This is a genomic window from Undibacterium sp. YM2, assembly GCF_009937975.1.
Taxonomy (GTDB): Bacteria; Pseudomonadota; Gammaproteobacteria; order Burkholderiales; family Burkholderiaceae_D; genus Undibacterium.
In genome coordinates this window covers 3,300,221-3,320,090 of record NZ_AP018441.1, presented here as the reverse complement: position 1 = coordinate 3,320,090, position 19,870 = coordinate 3,300,221, and the positions used below count along the sequence as shown (strand labels likewise).

The 19,870-nt window shown below is 50.8% G+C and carries 17 protein-coding genes and 1 tRNA gene; 10 read left to right on the top strand and 8 right to left on the bottom strand.

What is annotated here, in order from left to right; translation table 11 throughout:
• Positions 1-19: 19 nt before the first annotated feature.
• The 5 genes from UNDYM_RS14970 to aat all read right to left on the bottom strand — a co-directional run bounded on the left by UNDYM_RS14970 (position 20) and on the right by aat (position 4,145).
• The gene (locus tag UNDYM_RS14970; protein WP_162041748.1) at positions 20-418 is read right to left on the bottom strand and encodes a hypothetical protein; all 399 of its coding nucleotides are present in this window, start codon (positions 416-418) and stop codon (positions 20-22) included.
• 116 nt (positions 419-534) lie between these two features.
• The gene (locus UNDYM_RS14965; protein WP_162041747.1) at positions 535-1,578 is read right to left on the bottom strand and encodes an aldo/keto reductase; all 1,044 of its coding nucleotides are present in this window, start codon (positions 1,576-1,578) and stop codon (positions 535-537) included.
• Between the two features lie 15 nt (positions 1,579-1,593).
• Complete coding sequence (locus UNDYM_RS14960; protein ID WP_162041746.1) at positions 1,594-2,640, bottom strand: quinone-dependent dihydroorotate dehydrogenase; 1,047 nt, start codon at positions 2,638-2,640, stop codon at positions 1,594-1,596.
• Positions 2,641-2,700: 60 nt separating this feature from the next.
• Complete coding sequence (locus tag UNDYM_RS14955) at positions 2,701-3,432, bottom strand: arginyltransferase (RefSeq protein ID WP_162041745.1); 732 nt, start codon at positions 3,430-3,432, stop codon at positions 2,701-2,703.
• Positions 3,429-4,145, bottom strand: a complete 717-nt coding sequence (gene aat, locus UNDYM_RS14950) for a leucyl/phenylalanyl-tRNA--protein transferase (RefSeq protein ID WP_162041744.1) — start codon at positions 4,143-4,145, stop codon at positions 3,429-3,431. The genes UNDYM_RS14955 and aat overlap by 4 nt, the downstream gene beginning before the upstream one ends.
• A gap of 187 nt (positions 4,146-4,332) precedes the next feature.
• Between aat and UNDYM_RS14945 the strand changes: the two genes are divergently transcribed.
• Positions 4,333-5,535, top strand: a complete 1,203-nt coding sequence (locus UNDYM_RS14945; protein ID WP_162041743.1) for an ammonium transporter — start codon at positions 4,333-4,335, stop codon at positions 5,533-5,535.
• A 63-nt stretch (positions 5,536-5,598) separates the two neighbouring features.
• Here UNDYM_RS14945 and UNDYM_RS14940 read toward each other — a convergent pair whose 3' ends face one another.
• Complete coding sequence (locus UNDYM_RS14940) at positions 5,599-6,168, bottom strand: NUDIX hydrolase (protein ID WP_162041742.1); 570 nt, start codon at positions 6,166-6,168, stop codon at positions 5,599-5,601.
• A 129-nt stretch (positions 6,169-6,297) separates the two neighbouring features.
• Between UNDYM_RS14940 and UNDYM_RS14935 the strand changes: the two genes are divergently transcribed.
• Positions 6,298-6,374, top strand: a tRNA-Met gene (locus UNDYM_RS14935).
• Between the two features lie 149 nt (positions 6,375-6,523).
• On the opposite strand, the gene UNDYM_RS31235 is transcribed toward UNDYM_RS14935, so the two are convergent.
• On the bottom strand, positions 6,524-8,188 hold the full coding sequence (locus UNDYM_RS31235) for a methyl-accepting chemotaxis protein (protein ID WP_162041741.1): 1,665 nt from the start codon (positions 8,186-8,188) through the stop codon (positions 6,524-6,526).
• Positions 8,189-8,562: 374 nt separating this feature from the next.
• On the opposite strand from UNDYM_RS31235, the gene UNDYM_RS14925 reads away from it, so the two are divergent.
• Positions 8,563-8,952 (top strand): VOC family protein, encoded by a 390-nt coding sequence (locus UNDYM_RS14925; protein WP_162041740.1) that lies wholly within the window; start codon positions 8,563-8,565, stop codon positions 8,950-8,952.
• On the opposite strand, the gene UNDYM_RS14920 is transcribed toward UNDYM_RS14925, so the two are convergent.
• Positions 8,949-9,386 (bottom strand): hypothetical protein, encoded by a 438-nt coding sequence (locus UNDYM_RS14920; protein ID WP_162041739.1) that lies wholly within the window; start codon positions 9,384-9,386, stop codon positions 8,949-8,951. The genes UNDYM_RS14925 and UNDYM_RS14920 overlap by 4 nt on opposite strands.
• 656 nt (positions 9,387-10,042) lie before the next feature.
• Between UNDYM_RS14920 and scpB the strand changes: the two genes are divergently transcribed.
• From scpB to truB, 7 genes are all read left to right on the top strand, one after another.
• Complete coding sequence (gene scpB, locus UNDYM_RS14915) at positions 10,043-11,134, top strand: SMC-Scp complex subunit ScpB (protein ID WP_370529327.1); 1,092 nt, start codon at positions 10,043-10,045, stop codon at positions 11,132-11,134.
• A complete protein-coding gene (locus tag UNDYM_RS14910) occupies positions 11,124-13,082 on the top strand; it encodes a pseudouridine synthase (protein ID WP_162041737.1) in 1,959 nt (652 codons plus the stop codon). The genes scpB and UNDYM_RS14910 overlap by 11 nt, the downstream gene beginning before the upstream one ends.
• A gap of 297 nt (positions 13,083-13,379) precedes the next feature.
• A complete protein-coding gene (gene rimP / locus UNDYM_RS14905) occupies positions 13,380-13,865 on the top strand; it encodes a ribosome maturation factor RimP (RefSeq protein ID WP_162041736.1) in 486 nt (161 codons plus the stop codon).
• The gene (gene nusA, locus UNDYM_RS14900; RefSeq protein WP_162041735.1) at positions 13,862-15,421 is read left to right on the top strand and encodes a transcription termination factor NusA; all 1,560 of its coding nucleotides are present in this window, start codon (positions 13,862-13,864) and stop codon (positions 15,419-15,421) included. Before rimP ends, nusA begins: the two co-directional genes overlap by 4 nt.
• Before the next feature lie 47 nt (positions 15,422-15,468).
• Positions 15,469-18,378 carry a translation initiation factor IF-2 gene (infB, locus tag UNDYM_RS14895; RefSeq protein ID WP_162041734.1) on the top strand — a complete coding sequence of 970 codons (2,910 nt, stop codon included), beginning with the start codon at positions 15,469-15,471 and terminating at the stop codon, positions 18,376-18,378.
• Positions 18,379-18,435: 57 nt separating this feature from the next.
• The gene (rbfA, locus tag UNDYM_RS14890; RefSeq protein WP_162041733.1) at positions 18,436-18,825 is read left to right on the top strand and encodes a 30S ribosome-binding factor RbfA; all 390 of its coding nucleotides are present in this window, start codon (positions 18,436-18,438) and stop codon (positions 18,823-18,825) included.
• Between the two features lie 46 nt (positions 18,826-18,871).
• Positions 18,872-19,804: a tRNA pseudouridine(55) synthase TruB gene (gene truB / locus UNDYM_RS14885; RefSeq protein ID WP_162041732.1), complete on the top strand. Its 933-nt coding sequence runs from the start codon at positions 18,872-18,874 to the stop codon at positions 19,802-19,804.
• The last annotated feature ends 66 nt before the right edge of the window (positions 19,805-19,870 follow it).

The window sequence follows — 19,870 nt, the reverse complement described above, 5'->3', positions numbered from 1 at the left end:
CAGCCCATACGGAAATTTGCTAATTGCTCCCGCTGTCCATACTTGATGTCTGGCAAGAGCTTGCCATGTCAATACTGCAAGCGATACTTGTAGCTGAGCTGGTATCAATGGCATCTTGTGACATTGCTGCTGGGGTATTGTTGTTGGTGATGGAATCCAGCCCCGGTGGGTTTGCAGCAAACCACAGCCATGCAGGATCAATAGCTCCCTTATTGATACTCCACTGATTAAAACCACCCCTGATGATGATAGTCAGGTATAGCGCAAAGGCAAATACAAAAATGCCCAGCGCAATATAAGGGAATACACGTAATGGGGAAATATTTGGAACCAGGCTGCGCAGAAAAACAATCAGCAACGCAGAGATGGCAAAAAAGCAGATGAGGGATTTGATAATATTAATACGCAATTGGGACATCTCGGTTCTCCGGTAAAAGGATCAATAGGCATTTGTTGCAATTGCGCTTGTATTTTATGCCTGTTGAAAACTTTTTGCCGGAGTTATTATTTTGCCGACGTTCCACCACGATAATATTACTGACCCGGGTTGTTCAGCTCTTCGTGAATACGGTTGATGCCTGCCATGACTTCGTCACTGAGCCTTACATCCAGCGCATCAATATTCTCCTTCAACTGTGTCACATTAGTCGCACCTATGATGGTACTGGCGACAAAGCTGCGCGAATAACACCAGGCCAGTGCCAGTTGTGCTGGCGTCAATCCATGTTCACGCGCCAGAGCCGCATAACGTTTGCTGGCTTCAAATACGCTGGCACGCATGTAGCGTGGGCTCCAGGTTGGCGGGAATATTGTCAGGCGGCCATGGGCCTTGGCATCGTCAGTATATTTGGCGGTAAGCTGTCCGAACGCCAGCGGGCTATACGCCAGCAAACCGACATTTTCACGGAAGCAGGTTTCATCCAGACCCTGTTCAAATGAACGATTCACCAGGTTGTAGGCATTTTGTATGCTGGCGATGTTCGCTGCGCCTTGCAGTTCTGCCTGCTTGATAAACTCACTGACACCCCAGGATGTTTCATTCGATGCGCCAAAAGCGCGTATCTTGCCTTCCTTAACGAGGGCATTCAATACCGCCACTGTTTCGGCGATATCTGTACAGGGTCTTTCCAGCGCTGGATCAAATTGTTTTTGTCCAAAGATGGGGGCATTGCGGCTGGGCCAGTGTAATTGGTAGAGGTCGATGTAGTCTGTTTGCAGGCGTTGCAAGCTGGTTTCTATGGCGGCACGAATATTCTTTTCATTCAAATCATTTTCGCCATTGCGTATCCAGCCCATGCCGCGTGAGGGGCCAGCCACTTTAGTCGCCAGTACGATCTCATTACGCTTGCCAGATTTTTTGATCCAGCTACCTATGTATTGCTCGGTCTTGCCTTGTGTAGCGGCACGCGGCATGACCGGGTACATCTCCGCCGTATCGATAAAATTAATACCGCGTTCCAGCGCATAATCAAGCTGTTCGTGCGCTTCTGCTTCGGTGTTTTGCTCACCAAAAGTCATGGTGCCCAGGCAGATGGTGGATACATTCAACTGGCTATTGCCAAGTAAAATTTTCTTCATGATGATAGGGGTAAATTATTTATGTCCGCGCAAGGCATCTGCGCAATCTTTGACTAATGCCGGGCCTTGATAAATCAGGCCAGAATACACTTGTACCAGCGCTGCTCCAGCCTGCATTTTAGCCACAGCATCGGCACCGGAAAAAATCCCGCCGACACCGATGATGGGTAACTCATCGCCCAGTTCTGCCTTCAGGGCGCGGATCACGCGGTTGGATAATTCAAACACGGGTTTGCCAGACAGGCCGCCCGTTTCTTCTGCGTGTGGCAAGCCTTGCACGGCATCGCGGGTGATGGTGGTATTGGTCGCAATCACTCCATCTATCTTGTGACGCAGCAGGGCTTCAGCTATGGTCTTGATCTGTTCTGCGTCGATATCTGGAGCGATCTTCAGGGCAACAGGTACATAACGCTTATGTTCATCCGCCAGTTTTTGCTGCGCTTCCTTCAGTTGTGACAGCAAGGCATCAAGTTCGGTCGCACCTTGCAACTGGCGCAGGTTCTTGGTGTTGGGGGAAGATATATTCACTGTCACATAACTGGCATAGGGATACACCTTGGTCAGGCAATGCAGGTAATCTTCAGCAGCGCGTTCTATTGGTGTTTCGGCATTCTTGCCTATGTTCAGGCCCAGCACGCCTTGTTTGTCCTGATAAAAACGCGAAGCCTGCACATTTTTGACAAAGGCATCAACACCGCCATTATTAAAACCCATGCGGTTGATAATTGCATCTGCCTGCGGCAGGCGGAACATGCGTGGCTTGGGGTTACCCGCTTGCGCGCGAGGCGTGACCGTGCCAATTTCTATGGAACCAAAACCGATTGCCGCCAGGCCATCAATATACGCACCGTCCTTGTCCAGGCCAGCAGCAAGACCTACCGGATTGGGAAATCGCACACCCATGACTGTGCGCACATCTTCTGCAGGTTTATTGCCCAGCAAACCACCCAAGCCAAGTTGATTGGCGCGCTGCAGAGCAGGTAAAGTCAGGTGATGGGCATTTTCCGGATCCATGGCAAACAGGGCAGGGCGGATCAGGGAGTAAAGAAGTTTTGCAGGCATGTAAATAGGTGGGGAAGAAAAGTTGAAAATAAAATTTGAAAGACAGACGGGGCAGGAGCGTCAGAGCTCCCGTAAAGTCTGCCAGCGCCCCTGCATCAAGGCATCAAGGGGGCGGAAATTCGTTTTGTAAGCCATCTTGGGGCTGGCAGCGATCCAGTAACCCAGATAGACATAGGGCAGCTTTAACAAGCGCGTTTGCTCTATCTGCCACAAGACATTGTAAGTGCCATACGATGCCGTCGCATCATCCGGGTCATAGAAGGTATATACCGACGACAAGCCATCTGTCAGTACATCAATGATGCTGACCATGCGCAGGATATTGTTGTCATCCCTGAATTCAACCAAACGGGTATTCACCCGGCTTTGCAGCAGGAACTGCGCATACTGGTCGCGGCTGTCATTGTCCATGCCGCCGCCAGAGTGACGCTCACCCTGATAACGCTGGTACAACTCATAGTGCTCATGCACATAACTGAGGCTGCTGACGCGCGCATGCAGATCGCCATGTTTTTTCCAGGCACGGCGCTGGCTGCGGTTGGTTTCAAATTCATTGACGCGCACACGAACAGGTGTGCAAGCCTGGCAGTTATCACAATGAGGCCGGTAAATAAAAATGCCACTACGGCGAAAGCCACTCTTCACCAGCTCTGAATATGCATCGGCATTAATCAGATGCGCAGGCGTGGCCACTTGCGAACGCGCCTGCAAGCCTTCCAGATAACTGCAAGGGTAGGGTGCCGTCGCATAAAACTGTATGCTGGCGAATGGGAGTTCGTTAAGCTGGGTCACGGGCTGATCTTGTTGACTATGGTCCAATTGCTAATCGCGGGCAAGGCACTGGCATGTTCTACCCAGCGCAAAAACTCGGTTCTGCTGATCGCTTTTGCGCCCAGAGATGCCAAATGTGCCGTCTCTTGCTGGCAGTCTAACATTTTCACCCCATGTTCACGCAAGAAAAATACCAGATGTGCCAGCGCTATCTTGGATGCATCTGTCACCCTGGCAAACATGGATTCGCCATAAAACATGCGGCCTATGCAAACGCCGTAGGCGCCGCCTACCAGTTCACCATCCAGCCAGACTTCGGTGGAATGGGCATAACCGAGCTTGTGCAAGTCACAATAACCCGCGACGATGTCGTCAGAAATCCAGGTGCCGTGTTCTTCTCCACGCGGCGCAGCGCAGGCTCGCATGACGTCTTCGAAGGCAGTGTCAAAGCGCACTTCCCAGCGCGGGTCTTTGCAGACCTGGCGCAGGCGCTTTTTCAGACTTGCGGATAGTTTGAAATCCTCCACTTGCAAGACCATGCGGGGGTCGGTTGACCACCACAAGATAGGCTGCCCATCAGAAAACCAGGGGAAGATGCCATTCTTGTAGGCATACAGCAGGCGTCCGGCTGACAAGTCAGCACCCGCCGCCAGCAAGCCTGCCGCGCCATCTTTGTCTGTCAGTGCGGTGCTCGGATGGGGGAAGGCGCTATCAGTTTCCAGCCAGGGGATCATGCAGCCCCCAATATGGATTGCACCAAAAAGACGCCATATTTCAGTGCATCAAACTTGTGCATTAAATAACCAGGTTTTAAAAATCGCATTAAATCAATCACTTATGAATTGCACCAAATTGGAATGCATTTTGCTTTATCAGTGCATCTTTGATTCGGATTTGCACTTAAATTGGGAGATATTTTGCATGAATGCACAAAATAGCAGCGCTGACGCTTTGTTTATCTTGCTTGGCGCAATCATGATTTTAGCAATGCATGCGGGGTTTGCGTTTTTAGAATTGGGCACTGTGCGCAAGAAAAACCAGGTCAATGCCCTGGTCAAGATACTGGTTGATTTTGCCGTATCGACCATCGCCTACTTTTTTGTCGGTTATACCATTGCTTACGGAGTGCAGTTTTATTCAGGTGCCGAGGTGCTGGTCGCTAAGAACGGCTTTGAAATGGTCAAGTTCTTTTTCTTGCTGACCTTTGCCGCTGCCATACCCGCCATTATCTCAGGCGGCATTGCCGAACGGGCAAAATTTCACCCGCAACTGATTGCTACCGCTTTGCTGGTCGGTGTGTTATATCCCTTCTTTGAAGGTATAGCCTGGAACCAGCGTTTTGGCATACAGGCATGGCTGAAGGCAATGTTCTCTGAGGAATTTCATGATTTTGCCGGTTCTGTGGTTGTGCATGCCTTTGGCGGCTGGGTCGCCTTGCCTGCCGTGCTGCTACTGGGCGCACGCCGTGGCCGCTATATGAAGAATGGCGCAATCGCAGCCCACCCGCCATCCAGCATCCCTTTCCTGGCGCTGGGCGCCTGGATACTGACGGTGGGCTGGTTTGGCTTCAATGTCATGAGCGCTCAAACCCTGGATAAAATGAATGGGCTGGTTGCCATGAATTCACTGATGGCCATGGTGGGCGGCACCCTGGTCGCCTTCATCCTCGGCAAGAATGATCCTGGCTTCGCCTACAATGGTCCCCTGGCTGGGCTGGTGGCGGTGTGTGCCGGTTCTGACCTTATGCATCCTCTAGGGGCGCTGATCACTGGTGGCATGGCTGGTGCGATCTTTGTCTGGATGTTTACCTGGACGCAAAATAAATGGAAGGTCGATGATGTACTGGGCGTCTGGCCCTTGCATGGTCTGTGTGGTGCCTGGGGTGGTATCGCAGCCGGTATCTTTGGACTGAAATCTCTGGGTGGCCTGGGTGGCGTCAGCTTCATGTCGCAATTGCTGGGCACCATTATGGGCGTTGCAATTGCCTTTGTCGGCGGCTATATCATCTACGCCAGTCTGAAAAAATTCATAGGCATACGCCTTGATCCTGAAGAAGAATTTGAAGGTGCGGATTTGGCTATCCACAAAATCTCATCAACTGCAGAGCGCGAAACCAGTTGGTGATATCGAAAAAAATGGGCAAATTAAAATTTGCCCATTTTTGATGTTAGCCTGGCCAATGTTATTTCAGCCATCCCGCATGGGCTTGAAAATATCATGCTCGTGCATGTGAAAGCGCCCGCCGTCCCTGACCTTCGCGAGGTCTTCAAAGAAAAACTTCAGCGTATGGCCTGTGGTGGGAAAGGCGATGTCATCCCAGGGGATTTGCTCTTCAGAGAAGAGTGCTACTTCCAGGCTCTCGACTCCAGCGGCGTAATTCAGATCCAGTAGAGTGGCGCGATAAAACAGGTGGACCTGATGTACATGCGGTACATTCAAGATAGAAAACAGCTCATGCAATTTGATATTGGCACCAGCTTCTTCTTCTGTTTCACGCTGCGCTGCTTGAGCCGTGGTCTCATTATTTTCCATGAAACCGGCAGGCAGGGTCCAAAAGCCCAGACGCGGTTCTATGGCTCGCTTGCATAATAATATCTTGGTGACACCATCTTCTTCCCAAACGGGAATAGCACCCACCACCATCTTCGGGTTTTGATAATGGATAGTGCCGCAAGCCGGGCAGACAATACGCTCGCGGGTATCATCAACAGGGATTTGCAAGACCACCGGGGACGCGCATTCAGAGCAGAATTTCATGGGTAAAAAAGAGTCAAAATTGGCGAATCCGCAGAGTGTAACATCTGTCTGTAAAAGCGCGGAAAAAGTCCATATTCTATAAAAGAATTGCGCGGAGCAGCAAAATCATGTATAGTTTCATTCTTCAGACGCGGGGTGGAGCAGTCTGGCAGCTCGTCGGGCTCATAACCCGAAGGTCGTAGGTTCAAATCCTGCCCCCGCAACCAAGTATTCAAGCCCTTGACCAGAAATGATCAAGGGCTTTTTGCTTTTCTTGCTTGTCACGCACCTGCTGCTTGTGTGATGTGAAAACCCGTTTGCCGTGGTCGTGGAATTGTGGCGTAGTTTGGTTGGTGATATTTCTGGTACTCGTGGCCTATTTTTCTCTTGCTGATGCAGACATTGGTAATGCAATGACTGTTGGTGCAACCGCTTGTCTCGCTGCTTTTGGATGTTCGGAAATATTGTGCAGCCTGGCGGCAGTGGTTGGCGTGGTGTTGCTGGTTTTAAATATGCTGACAACGTCAGCTTGTTTTCTTGCCTGATCCTGCAGTGATTCGGCTGCTGCGGCTATTTCTTCGACGAGGGCAGAGTTTTGCTGGGTAGTGTTATCCAGTTCCACAATGGCCCGGTTGATCTGTTCTATGCCTGCCGTCTGTTCTGCACTGGCAGAGCTGATTTCCGCAATGATATGGGTTACATGTCTGACGCTGCTGACGACTTCCCCCATGGTCTGGCCGGCTTCATCAACAAGCTGGCTTCCCGCATTCACTTTTTCTACAGATGTATCAATCAAGAGCTTGATCTCTTTTGCTGCGGTTGCTGAGCGCTGGGCAAGATTGCGCACTTCTGAAGCAACCACGGCAAATCCCCGGCCTTGCTCTCCGGCGCGCGCCGCTTCGACTGCGGCGTTCAGTGCCAGGATGTTGGTCTGGAAGGCGATGCCGTCTATGACGCTGATGATGTCAACAATCTTCCTGGATGATTCACTGATGGAAGACATTGTATCGACCACCCGCGTGACTACATTACCGCCTTTGACGGCGACTTCGGATGCATTTTGTGCGAGCTGATTGGCTTCAAGGGCGTTATCGGAGTTTTGCTTGACTGCGCTGGTGAGTTCTTCCATGGAGGACGCGGTTTCTTCCAGTGCACTTGCCTGTTTTTCAGTGCGGGCGGACAGGTCCTGATTCCCTGATGCGATTTGTGTGGACGCGGTAGCGACAGTGTCTGTGCCATTGCGTATCTGTTCGACGATGTCTATCAGGTTCTTGTTCATCAAAGCCAGCGCGCGCAGCAGTGAGCCCATTTCATCTTTGCCGGTGACATCAATGTCACTGGTCAAATCGCCGCTGGCAACGGTCTTGGCGATTTTTACTGCGCTGTTAATAGGGGTGACTATGCGTCGTGTAATTGACCAGGCGATAAGGCAACTGATGATGGCGGCAAGTATGCCAGTGACTATCATTAGCTGAGTGGCTGATTCTGCTGTTGTCCTGGTTTCTATGGCTGACTCGGCCATTAATCCCTCTTGAAACTTGATCAGTGACTCCATGGCTTCCAGGTAACTGAGTTGTTTGGGGCGAACTTCTTTGAATAGAAAATCTTTTGCCTCGTCTTTGCTGCCGTCTGTCACGAGCTGTATCATTTTGTCTCTGACGGGAATATATTGCGTGCGCTGTTCTATGGTAAGTCTGAGCAACTCCTTGGCTTTTGGGTTGCGTATGGTGGTCGATAGTTTGTCGAGTTCGACGGTAATCGCCTGAGAGGATTGTTGTACGCTGTCGATTTCTTTTTTTATTTCAGCTTCATCACTCATGAGCAAGATATTGCGCAAATTCCTGGCTTGCAGATTCAGGTTTTTGATGGCGTCGTTGAGTACATATATTTTTTGATAGCGGTCATTGACGGTAAGGTTGATTTCGCTGTTGAGCAAAGTCAGGCGTGAGGTGCCTATAAGTACAACAGCAATCAGCATCAAGATAACTATGCCAAAACCTGAATACAGGCGCTGGCCGATTTTGAGATTTGCAATAAACATTTTTTATGTCCCATGAAAGGCTGTGCTGCTGGTCGGATGCGATTGCCAATGAGCGGCGGCTGAAGCGAGTCGTTCCTGAAGGCAGTACTTCAAAAAATGGTGCGGCAAGTTTCTGGCAATTATTTCCTGGATATCGGGGTTTTTTGCCTGAGTTGTCAGGCGTGAATGGGCTTGCTTTATATGCATTTAATTGCATTTTACGCATCATCTTTGCTTGAAGTCCACGTGAAAAATCAAAGTGTATGTTTTATGCAAAAAATGCAATTTATTGTGAATTTAACCAAATTTTGCGTGTTTTTTTAATTCTGTAAAAAATAAGTAAAATACAAGATGCTGTCACAAAACCTGAACCCGGCCTGGCAAGGAGAAATGCCATGAGTATTGAACTTGATCACACTATCGTTCCTTCGCATGACAAGCTGGGTTCGGCAAAGTTGCTGGCTGACCTGCTCGGTGTGCCCTGGGCGCCGACGGCTTTGGGGCCGTTTGCTCCGGTATTTGTGAATGAGGGCTTGACACTGGATTTTATCCAGGCTAACGAAGACTTCCCTGTTTATCATTTTTGTTTTCGCGTCAGCCCGCAAAAGTTTGATGAAATACTGGGGCGTATCAAGCAGGCGGGCATCCCCTATCGCAGCTCGGTACGCGGGCCTGTGGATATGGAGATCAATACTGATTATGGCGGCAGCATGATTTACTGGAATCAGCCAGATGGTCATCAATGGGAAATGCTGACGGTGAGTTATGCGCGCCAGTCAGATTAAGCTTTGATTGTGAAAGAAAAGCGATATTCTTCAAAAAAACGGAATGCGGCGTCGCTGACCTCGGCCAGATTGACTTCGATGTCGTCGGTTAGTGTTGCTGCATCATTTTGTCCATGTGCCCATGCATCAAGACAATCCACATTGGCTCCTTGCTGTATCAGCATGCGTATGCTTGCTGCAATTTGATGTGTTGCTTCAATAGTGTCGCGATCTTCTTGAAACCATTCTTCTGGTTCGCCAAATCCTAGCTCTATGCTGTCGCCAGATAAATGCCTGAAGTTGCAACTGCATCCGGCATTTGAGGCGAGGAACCATTTATTCTCGAAGCGTAGATATTTTTCTTCTGGAATGCCGGGTAGTTTTTTTACGAACTGAATGAGCTCATTGTTGGCAAGAGACAGGTCGTAGTCGGAACTGGTGCTTAAGATGGTCATGAAACACATAGTTTGTCATCAGTTTGATTGAAAATCACATGGTGATTGTTTCATGAAATCTTATTTGGTGTTGTTAATATAAATATAATTTGATCTTTGTTTTACTTGAATCGCATGCAATCTGCCCAGATTTTCCCGTGCAAACTTCCCTAATGCATGCTACCCTCGCACCCTTGCAATGGTATGCAGGATGTTGTTGGAAGGCTTGTGGTTGGCTTTCCAGATTGGGTGCAGAAGTGGGGATCTATGCGGAAATTCGCTTGATTTCCCCGCTTGCAGACGGAAATAATGAGTAAAGCCACGTATCAGCGTGGCTTTTTTATTGTTTGTTGACGATATTTTTTGATCGTCTGTGAATTTCTGGACTACAATCCAGTGTCTACTAATTTTAGGGATTGTGCGCTGCTAAGTTCTTTGCGCGCTCCATGCAGTCCCAGCCGCCCGCATAAGGGGCGTTGCTGCCAGGTTGGTGGCAACAAATTTAATACAAAACTGATGTGAACAATAGCGAAATGGTAACTGAGTATCAGTTATCGTGTTGCATGACATCAACTAAATAAACCCGTGTACTTTAATATTGCATGAATACTGCTGAGGCAAAACGAGTCCTCGAAACAGCCTTGTTATGCGCGCCAGAGCCGCTGACAGTCAATACGATGAAAAAGCTGTTCCAGGATGCGGATGATCAAGGTGATGTGGTCGGCGCAGATACTATCAAATTGATGCTGGAAGGCTTGCGCCAGGACTGGTCTGACAAGGGCATAGAACTGGTAGCTTTATCTACAGGCTGGCGCTTTCAAAGTAAACCGGAAATGCGCGCCTATATAGACAGACTGAACCCGGAAAAGCCACCAAAGTATTCAAGAGCAACGCTGGAAACCCTGGCGATTATTGCTTATCGTCAGCCAGTGACGCGTGGTGATATAGAAGAAATCCGTGGCGTGACCGTGGCTTCGCAGATGATCAAGACACTGGAAGACCGTGGCTGGATAGAAACTATAGGCCACAGGGATGTGCCAGGTCGCCCATCCCTGTTCGCTACTACCAAGCAGTTCCTGGATGACCTGGGCCTGTCTTCATTGGATCAGTTGCCGCCTTTGCAGCAAGTAAAGAGGGATGCAGAAGAAGAGGCTGTACCCGAGTTGGCAGCGCTGGATGGCGGCATGTTTGCCGCTGTTGATGCAGATGCGGCAGAAGTTGAGCCTGTGGCTGAAGATGTGCCTTTGGCAGAGCAAACTGAGGATGTGGATGTGCCTGGTGAAGATGCTTCTGATGCTGCGCAGGAGTCGGCGGATGCTGCGGAGGTACTTGCAGAAGAACCGGGGTCATTGGTGCAGGCAGCACCAGATGAGCAACAGCAGATTGAAACCTCACAGAATGCGGAAGTTGCATATAGGCAAGAATTGCATGGGCAGGATGAGATTATCGCCGAGCCAGGTGTGGCGATGGATCATGCCTCAGATGCATTGCCTGCAACTGATGTGACAGTAGAAATTGTCGCTGAAGAGCGCGTTGAAGCTGCAAGCGACGCAGAAAATGTAGCAATTTCAGAAGAGATAGTAAAAGAAATTACCGAAGATATAGCCGAACAAGTAATCGAAGAAATAAGTGAGGTTGGGGGAGATTCTCAACCTGTCACGCAATTGAGTGATCAGGTAGCCGATACTGCGGCACCGGATAGTGTATCGGGCGCTGCAGCGAGTCAGTTGCCTTCAATAGAACTGAAGAATGAATCCAATGAATCCTGAAGATGTAAATGCTGACCAAGCTGATGGTGCGGGCCCAAATGACAATGGCCCGGCTGCTGGTGATGACGCAAAACCGGCAAAGCGCGGTGTGCGTACTCCACGTACTAGTGTAAGCCGATCCAAGCCTAAGCAAGCGAATGCAGAGCAATCAGCAGGGGCTGCAGAGGCAGCAGTAGCAACTGTAGTGGTGACAACACCAGCCGATGATGTCGCAGAAGCGCCAGTTAAAAAAGCGCGTGCCCCGCGCGCGCCGCGTACTCCTAAAGAACCTGGGGCAGCGCCACGTGCCAGCCGTGCCAAAGCCAAGCTTGCGGAAGTTGTCGAAGAGCATGCAGTAGTCGCGCCTGAAGCTCCTGTAGTTGCCGAGCCGGTTGTGCGTACTGAGCAAATAGCCGAGCGTAGTGAACGTCCACCACGTGGCGAACGTCCGCCCCGCACAGAGCGTGCGCCAAGGGCAGATCGCGCAGAACGGACAGTGCGCAGTGAAAAAACTGAAAACGGCGAAAAAACTGAACGTCCAGTCCGCGCTGATCGCGGAGAGCGCACCGACCAGCGTGCCGACCGCGCAGAGCGTTCAGATCGTGGTGACCGCAGTGAACGTACTGAGCGCGGTGACCGCAATGATCGTGGCTCACGTCAAAATGCTGGGCAGGCAGGTGCCAATAAATCCAAACGTCCGCAACAGCAGGCTCGCGGTGGTCGCCCTGGTGCAGGCAATAATGCCGATGACGTGTTTTCTTTTGTTACATCCGAGGCATTTGATTCTGGTGTTGCTGATGATGTCAAAGACAAGGGCCGTGGCAAGCCAGTGCGCCGTGATCTGACTGCAGATGATGATGCACCTAAATTGCATAAAGTCTTGGCTGAGGCTGGCCTGGGTTCGCGCCGCGACATGGAAGAACTGATCGTTGCTGGCCGTGTCTCTGTGAATGGTGAGCCAGCCCATATTGGCCAAAGAATTTTGCCGACTGACCAGGTCCGCATCAATGGCAAGCCCATTATGCGCAAAGTCAGTAAAAAACCTCCGCGCGTGCTGATTTATCACAAGCCTGCTGGCGAGATCGTCAGCACCAATGATCCTGAGGGGCGTGCATCCGTGTTTGAGAGCTTGCCAACCATGAAAGTAGGAAAGTGGCTGGCAGTAGGTCGTCTCGATTACAACACGGAAGGTTTGTTGCTGTTCACCACATCTGGTGATCTGGCCAACCGTCTGATGCATCCACGTTATGGTATTGAGCGTGAATATGCCGTGCGTACCCTCGGTGAGCTGGAAGAGGGTATGCGTCAGCGCCTGTTGGCAGGTGTCGAACTCGAGGATGGTCTGGCGCAATTCTCCAAGATCACTGACGGTGGTGGTGAGGGTGTCAATAAATGGTATCGCGTCATCATTGGTGAGGGCCGTAACCGTGAAGTGCGTCGTATGTTTGAGGCAGTGGGTTTGACGGTTTCACGTCTGATCCGTACCCGTTATGGCGCCATGACCTTGCCTGCCAACCTCAAGCGTGGTCGTTGGGAAGAGCTGGAAGAAGATGCAGTCCGTGCCCTGTTGAAGTTGAGTGGTCTGGAAAAGGCTGGTGGTGACAAGCCTGCCACGCCAGGCAAAGGCGGCAAGCCATTTGGGAATAAGGCTCCAGGTTTTGGTAATGGTCCTTTTACCCAGAAGCAAGTTGGTTTTCCTATGTCCAGCGGTCGTGGCGACCGTGCTGAATACGGTGCGGGCCGTGGCGGTAACGCCAATGGCAACGGGTACGGCAATAAAGCCGGCGGCAATGCTGGCAATAATGCCAACAACGCCAATGGTAAAAAACGTAGCCGTCAGCCAGATCCCTTGCAGACAGCATTGGGTTTTCCTGACGCAGGCCAGCAGCGTCGCGGCCCAACTGCCCGTGGTAGCGGTCAGGCCATAGGTCAGGGTATTGCAGCGCGCAGGCGCTCACGTGGCGCATAATGTTTTTCGGTTGTTTTACACGTTTTGCAGTGGTGCGACGTGTTGAAATTACCTCGTTTTCCATTGCGACGAGGTAATTTATCGTTTATAATCTTGTAGTTAGCAGATTTTGCCTTTATTTGAACCTAAATCAGGGCGCTACAAAAAAAGATGGGCAGTTGCCCATTTTTTTTTGGTTTTAGCGATTGATATCGTGTTGAGTAAGTTGCGGTGCAACGCTCAATAGTCCGGATCGCCAGGCCTGTAGCGGGTTTCGCCCGGTTTGCAAATTGTCAGTGTGTTTCTCGGAGAATAAGTTTGGCTTTGTTGGATTTGATAGAAAAAACCGTCAACGGTACCGGATATGATCTGGTGGATTTTGAGCAGGCCGAGCGCGGCTTGTTCAGGGTTTATATTGATTTTTTACCGGAAGACCTCGAGCGCGGCAATATCACGGTGGAAGACTGCGAAAAAGTCAGTCACCAGTTATCGCATGTGCTGACGGTGGAAAACGTCAATTACAGTCGCCTGGAGACTTCTTCTCCCGGTCTCGACAGGCCGCTCAAGAAAATCGCTGACTACGTGCGTTTTGCTGGTGAGAAAGCCAATGTGAAATTGCGCATGCCCATGCCGGGCACGCCAAATCGCAAGACTTTTGAAGGTATCTTGCATGAGCCTGAAGGTGAAAATCTGAAGCTGGAATTTGAAGTAAAAGATGGGTCGGCCATGCTGGAGTTTACGCTCGCCGATGTGGATAAGGCACGCCTTGTGCCGCAAGTGGATTTTAGGAGTCGCAAAGCATGAGTCGTGATTTGTTGTTATTGGTGGATGTGCTGGCGCGTGAAAAGAACGTCGATGAAGAGGTTGTTTTCGGATCGCTGGAGCATGCTTTGGCGCAAGCGACAAAAAAACGTTTTCCCGGTGAAGTTGATATTCGCGTAGAAATCGACCGCGATACTGGTGAATTCAGGTCTTTCCGCCGCTGGCACGTGGTGCCGGATGAGGCAGGTCTGCAATTGCCAGATCAGGAAATCCTGCATTTTGAAGCAGTGGAAGACGATCCTGAAATTCAGGTTGATGATTACATCGAAGAAGAAATTGAATCGGTCGATTTTGGCCGTCGTTTTGCACAAGATACCAAGCAAGTCGTCTTGCAACGTATCCGTGATGCAGAGCGTGAACAGATCCTGGCTGACTTCCTGGAGCGCGGTGATTCCCTGGTAACAGGTACCATCAAGCGTATGGAACGCGGCGAAGCCGTGGTTGAATCTGGCAAGATTGAAGCCCGTCTTCCACGTGATCAGATGATTCCCAAAGAAAATCTGCGTGTTGGTGATCGTGTCCGTGCCTATATTTTGCGCATAGACCGTAATGCACGTGGTCCGCAAGTTATCTTGTCGCGTACAGCGCCAGAATTCATCATGAAGTTGTTCGAGCTGGAAGTGCCGGAAATCGAGCAAGGTTCCTTGGTGATCAAGTCTGCTGCACGTGATCCTGGCGTGCGTGCAAAAATTGCTGTGTACACCGCCGACAAACGTATTGATCCTATTGGCACTTGCGTTGGTATGCGTGGTTCACGCGTGCAGGCTGTAACCGGCGAACTGGGTGGTGAACGTGTTGATATCGTGCTGTGGTCTGAAGACCCGGCGCAATTCGTGATTGGCGCACTGGCACCAGCCAATGTTTCATCCATCATGGTGGATGAAGAAAAGCACGGCATGGATGTCGTCGTTGATGAAGAAAACCTGGCAATCGCGATTGGCCGCAGTGGCCAAAACGTTCGCCTGGCCGCTGAATTGACCGGCTGGCAAATCAACATCATGACGGCAGAAGAGTCTGCGAATAAGGCCGAGCAAGAAACTGCCGGTATCCGCAGCCTGTTCATGGAAAAACTTGACGTAGATCAGGAAGTCGCCGACATCCTGGTGGATGAAGGTTTCTCCAGCCTGGAAGAAATCGCTTACGTACCGATCAGCGAAATGCTGGAAATTGAAGCTTTCGATGAAGACACTGTCAATGAGTTGCGTAACCGCGCTCGTGACGCTCTTTTGACAGAGGCAATTGCTTCTGAAGAAGGTCTCGAAGGTATGGAAGATGAATTAATCAACCTCGAAGGTATGACCCGCGTAACTGCAGGCAAGCTGGGTTTGGCTGGTATCAAGACCCTGGCGGCTTTCGCTGGATTGGCTTATGACGAATTTGGCGCGATTTTGGCATTATCTGCAGACCGTGCACGTCAATTAATTAAAGATGCATTTGAAGATGTGACCGATGATGAGATGAAACTCATCGACGCTAAATATGATGATCAGGCCAAGGCATTGTTAGCCAAAGCCTGGAAACTCGTAGAAGCTAAGTAATTCACGGGTTTCAATCTCATAACGCGCACATAGAAAAAGAGGACTGAATGGCGAGTAACAACGTAGCCCAATTTGCCACCGAGCTAAAGATGTCAGCAGATTTGCTGCTCACGCAATTGCGTGCGGCGGGCGTCAGTAAGAGCTCGACGTCAGATTCGCTGACAAAGGAAGACAAAGATAAATTGCTGGAACATCTGCGTCGTTCCCATGGCGTTTCTGCGGACACCGAAAAGAAAAAAATCACCTTGACTCGTAAGGAAACGACCGAGATCAAGCAAGCCGATGCGACTGGGAAGTCTCGTACCATTCAGGTTGAAGTTCGTAAAAAACGTACTTTCGTCAAGCGTGACGATGCTCCCGCAGATGAAGCGCAGACAACTGCACCTGTAGTAGATGCTGCTGAGCAGGCTCGCCTTGACGAAGAGGCGCGTCGCGAAGCTGAGCTGATCGCACGTCAGGAAGCTGAATTGCTGGAGAAGCAGGAACGACTGGCCAAGCTCGAAGCAGAAAAAGAAGCCCAGGCGCAAGCCATGCGTGAAGCTGAGCTGGCTGAGGCTGCCAAGGCAGAAGCTGAACGCGTCAAGGCTGAGCAGGCTGCTGCTGCCGCCAAGGCGCTTAATGCGAGTGCTAACGCCAAGCCTGCAGATGCCAAGCCTGCCGAGGTAAAACCTGTGCCGGCCGCTCAAACTGCTCAAGCTGCTGCTGACGAAGATAAAAAACGTCTCGAAGCAGAAGAAGCGAAGAAAAAAGCCGCCGCTGACGCCAAAGAAGCAACTGAGCGTGCTGCTGCTACTGAAAAAGCCAGGAAAGCTGTGGCTGACGAAGTTGCGCAAATCAAAGAAATGATGAATGCGGCACGTCGCCCTGCCAAAGCTGCGGAACCTGCTCCTGTGGCGGCTCCCAAGGTTGCTGAAGGTACTTTGCACAAGCCTGCTGATAAAAAAGTGGCTGAGAAAAAACCTGGTGCAGTAGTCGAGAAAAAAGACGAGAAAAAACCAGCTGTTGGCGACAAGAAGGCAATCAAATCTGCCAATGTGTCATCAACCTGGCAAGAAGACGCTGCCAAGAAACGTGGCGGCGGTCTGAAAACACGTGGTGATACTTCTGGTGGTCGTGATGGCTGGAAGGGCGGTCCTAAAGGTCGCCGCAACAGTCATCATGATGACCGTGAATCCAACTTCCAGGCGCCGGTTGAAGCCATCGTCAAAGATGTATTCGTACCAGAAACCCTGACGGTTGCAGAGCTGGCGCATAAAATGTCGGTCAAGGCATCAGAAGTCATCAAGCATTTGATGAAATTGGGCCAGATGTGCACGATCAACCAGGTGCTGGATCAGGAAACAGCAATGATCCTGGTCGAAGAAATGGGGCATAAAGCCTTTGCTGCCAAACTGGATGATCCGGAAGCGATGTTGACGGATGCTACAGAGCACGGCGAATATGAATCCTTCCCGCGCGCACCTGTGGTCACTGTCATGGGTCACGTTGATCATGGTAAGACATCTTTGCTGGATTACATCCGTCGCGCCAAAGTCGCATCTGGTGAGGCCGGTGGTATTACCCAGCATATCGGTGCCTACCACGTAGAAACACCGCGTGGCATGATCACTTTCCTTGATACGCCAGGCCATGAAGCGTTTACCGCGATGCGTGCCCGTGGTGCCAAGGCGACGGATATTGTTATTCTGGTGGTGGCAGCAGACGATGGTGTCATGCCGCAAACCAAAGAGGCGATTGCCCATGCAAAAGCAGCTGGTGTGCCTCTGGTAGTTGCTATCAATAAAATTGATAAACCAGGTGGTAATGCAGATCGCGTGACCCAGGAATTGATCGCTGAGAGCGTCGTGCCTGAGGAATACGGTGGCGATTCACCTTTCGTGCAAGTATCGGCAAAAACTGGTCTGGGTATAGATTCCCTGCTGGAAAACGTTTTGTTGCAAGCCGAAGTGCTGGAACTGAAAGCACCGATAGATGCACCTGCCAAAGGCCTGGTTGTTGAGGCGCGTCTGGATAAAGGTCGCGGTACCGTTGCCACTATCCTGGTGCAGTCCGGTACCTTGAAGCGTGGTGACGTGGTACTGGCTGGTTCTTCTTATGGCCGTGTCCGTGCGATGCTGGATGAAAATGGTGCGAATATTTCAGAGGCTGGTCCGTCCATCCCGGTAGAGATTCAAGGCCTGACCGAAGTGCCGTCCGCTGGTGAAGAAGTCATGGTCATGGCAGATGAGCGCAAAGCGCGTGAAATCGCCTTGTTCCGTCAAGGTAAGTTCCGTGACGTCAAACTGGCGAAGCAGCAAGCGGCCAAGCTCGAAAACATGTTCGAAAACATGGGCGAAGGCGAAGTCAAGAACTTGCCTATCATCGTCAAGACCGACGTACAGGGTTCGCAAGAAGCGCTGGTGCAATCCCTGGTCAAATTGTCGACCAGCGAAGTGCGTGTACAAGTCGTGCATGCAGCAGTGGGTGGTATTTCCGAATCCGACGTCAACCTGGCGGTGGCTTCCAAGGCGGTCATCATCGGCTTTAACACCCGTGCTGATGCGTCTGCACGTAAATTGGCAGAGTCCAACGGCGTTGACATTCGCTACTACAACATCATTTACGATGCAGTAGATGAAGTTAAAGCAGCCCTGTCCGGCATGTTGGCCCCAGAGAAACGCGAACAGATCATAGGTATGGTCGAGATTCGTCAGGTTTTCGTGGTCAGCAAGGTTGGCGCGATTGCCGGCTGTCTGGTTACCGATGGCATGGTCAAACGTACCTCTTCTGTTCGTTTGCTGCGCAACAACGTGGTTACCTGGACAGGCGAGCTGGATTCGCTCAAGCGTTACAAGGACGATGCCAAAGAAGTCAAAGCCGGTCTGGAATGCGGTCTTTCACTGAAAGGCTACAACGAGATTCAGGTTGGCGATCAGCTTGAAATATTTGAAGTACAAGAGATAGCACGTACTCTGTAACTCAAGATAACCCCGGACTAGTTCCGGGGTTGTGGTTTATGGAGATGTAAGAAAATTATGGCAAAACATAGCAAAAATATTCCTGGTCGGGGCCTGCGTGTAGCAGACCAGATTCAAAAAGACCTGGCAGAAATCATCTGGTCTGAACTGAAAGACCCGCGTGTAGGTATGATCACGCTGACTGAAGTACAGTTGACTCCCGATTACGCCCATGCAAAAGTGTATTTCACTACCCTGGTAGATGATCCTGTGGCCGTCAAGAATACTGTTGAGGCCCTGGTCAAGGCAGCTGGCTTCTTGCGCAATCAACTGGGTTTGCGTCTGCGCATCCATACTTTGCCGCAACTGCATTTTGTGCACGACACATCCACTATTCGCGGCATGGCCATGTCGAAGCTGATAGATGAAGCCAATGCCACCCGCGCCAAAGACGACGGCGAAGAATAAATCCTGAACGATACATTGCGCAGCCTGGTAACGGGCTGCTGACAACATGACGACTCCGCAGATTAAAAGAAAGCGTGTTCCTGTGCACGGTGTATTACTATTGGATAAGCTGGTTGGTTTTTCCAGTAATGACGCCCTGATCAAGGCCAAGCGTTTTTTGAATGCCGCCAAAGCGGGACATACCGGCACGCTCGATCCGTTTGCTACCGGCTTGCTACCTCTGTGCTTTGGTGAAGCTACCAAGTTTTCCCAGGATTTGCTCGAAGCGGACAAGACCTATACTACGGTGGTACACCTTGGCGTCACGACGACAACCGGGGACACGGAAGGTGAAGTGCTGGAAGAAAAGCCTGTAGCCGTCAGCATTGAGCAAATCCAGCATGCTTTACAGCAATTCACTGGCCCGATACAGCAAGTGCCGCCCATGTATTCAGCGCTCAAACGTGATGGCAAACCTTTGTATGAGTACGCACGCGCTGGTATCACGCTGGAGCGTGAAGCGCGCAGTGTCACCATTCATGAGCTGGAATTGCTGGCTTACGAAGCGCCTTTCCTGAGCCTCAAGGTTAAATGCAGTAAGGGTACTTATGTGCGGGTGCTGGGTGAAGACATAGGTGCAATGCTGGGTTGCGGCGCACATCTGAAAGAATTGCGCCGTATCGGTGTGGGGCATCTGGTATTGGAGAAATCCATTACTCTGGAGCATCTTGAAAGCTTGCCAGAACCCGAGCGTCTGGCATTGCTGGCCCCGGTTGATGCCTTGTTGTCCAGCTTTGATCCTGTTTACCTCACAGATGAACTGTCGCGTCGCTTCCTGCACGGCCAGCGGCTGGCATTAAATAAAGAAGAAGTCACATTGCCCATTGAAACTGGCCGCGTTCGCGTCTATCGTGAATCAGATGGGCAGTTGCTGGGTTCTGCCCAGTTACAGGAATACGGCATACTCGCGCCCGAGCGCCTGATTGCCACTGAACATTAATTGTGTCATCGCGCGGTAGCAACTCCTTGAAATAATAGGAGTTTTTCTACTTTTGCGCTGCAACAT

Coding starts and splice junctions, on each gene's coding strand:
- nusA (WP_162041735.1), top strand. CDS start 13,862: ATGAGTCGTGATTTGTTGTTATTGGTGGATGTGCTGGCGCGTGAAAAG.
- UNDYM_RS14920 (WP_162041739.1), bottom strand. CDS start 9,386: ATGACCATCTTAAGCACCAGTTCCGACTACGACCTGTCTCTTGCCAAC.
- truB (WP_162041732.1), top strand. CDS start 18,872: ATGACGACTCCGCAGATTAAAAGAAAGCGTGTTCCTGTGCACGGTGTA.
- infB (WP_162041734.1), top strand. CDS start 15,469: ATGGCGAGTAACAACGTAGCCCAATTTGCCACCGAGCTAAAGATGTCA.
- aat (WP_162041744.1), bottom strand. CDS start 4,145: ATGATCCCCTGGCTGGAAACTGATAGCGCCTTCCCCCATCCGAGCACC.
- UNDYM_RS31235 (WP_162041741.1), bottom strand. CDS start 8,188: ATGTTTATTGCAAATCTCAAAATCGGCCAGCGCCTGTATTCAGGTTTT.
- rbfA (WP_162041733.1), top strand. CDS start 18,436: ATGGCAAAACATAGCAAAAATATTCCTGGTCGGGGCCTGCGTGTAGCA.
- UNDYM_RS14965 (WP_162041747.1), bottom strand. CDS start 1,578: ATGAAGAAAATTTTACTTGGCAATAGCCAGTTGAATGTATCCACCATC.
- scpB (WP_370529327.1), top strand. CDS start 10,043: ATGAAAAAGCTGTTCCAGGATGCGGATGATCAAGGTGATGTGGTCGGC.
- UNDYM_RS14960 (WP_162041746.1), bottom strand. CDS start 2,640: ATGCCTGCAAAACTTCTTTACTCCCTGATCCGCCCTGCCCTGTTTGCC.
- UNDYM_RS14970 (WP_162041748.1), bottom strand. CDS start 418: ATGTCCCAATTGCGTATTAATATTATCAAATCCCTCATCTGCTTTTTT.
- UNDYM_RS14940 (WP_162041742.1), bottom strand. CDS start 6,168: ATGAAATTCTGCTCTGAATGCGCGTCCCCGGTGGTCTTGCAAATCCCT.
- UNDYM_RS14925 (WP_162041740.1), top strand. CDS start 8,563: ATGAGTATTGAACTTGATCACACTATCGTTCCTTCGCATGACAAGCTG.
- UNDYM_RS14945 (WP_162041743.1), top strand. CDS start 4,333: ATGAATGCACAAAATAGCAGCGCTGACGCTTTGTTTATCTTGCTTGGC.
- UNDYM_RS14910 (WP_162041737.1), top strand. CDS start 11,124: ATGAATCCTGAAGATGTAAATGCTGACCAAGCTGATGGTGCGGGCCCA.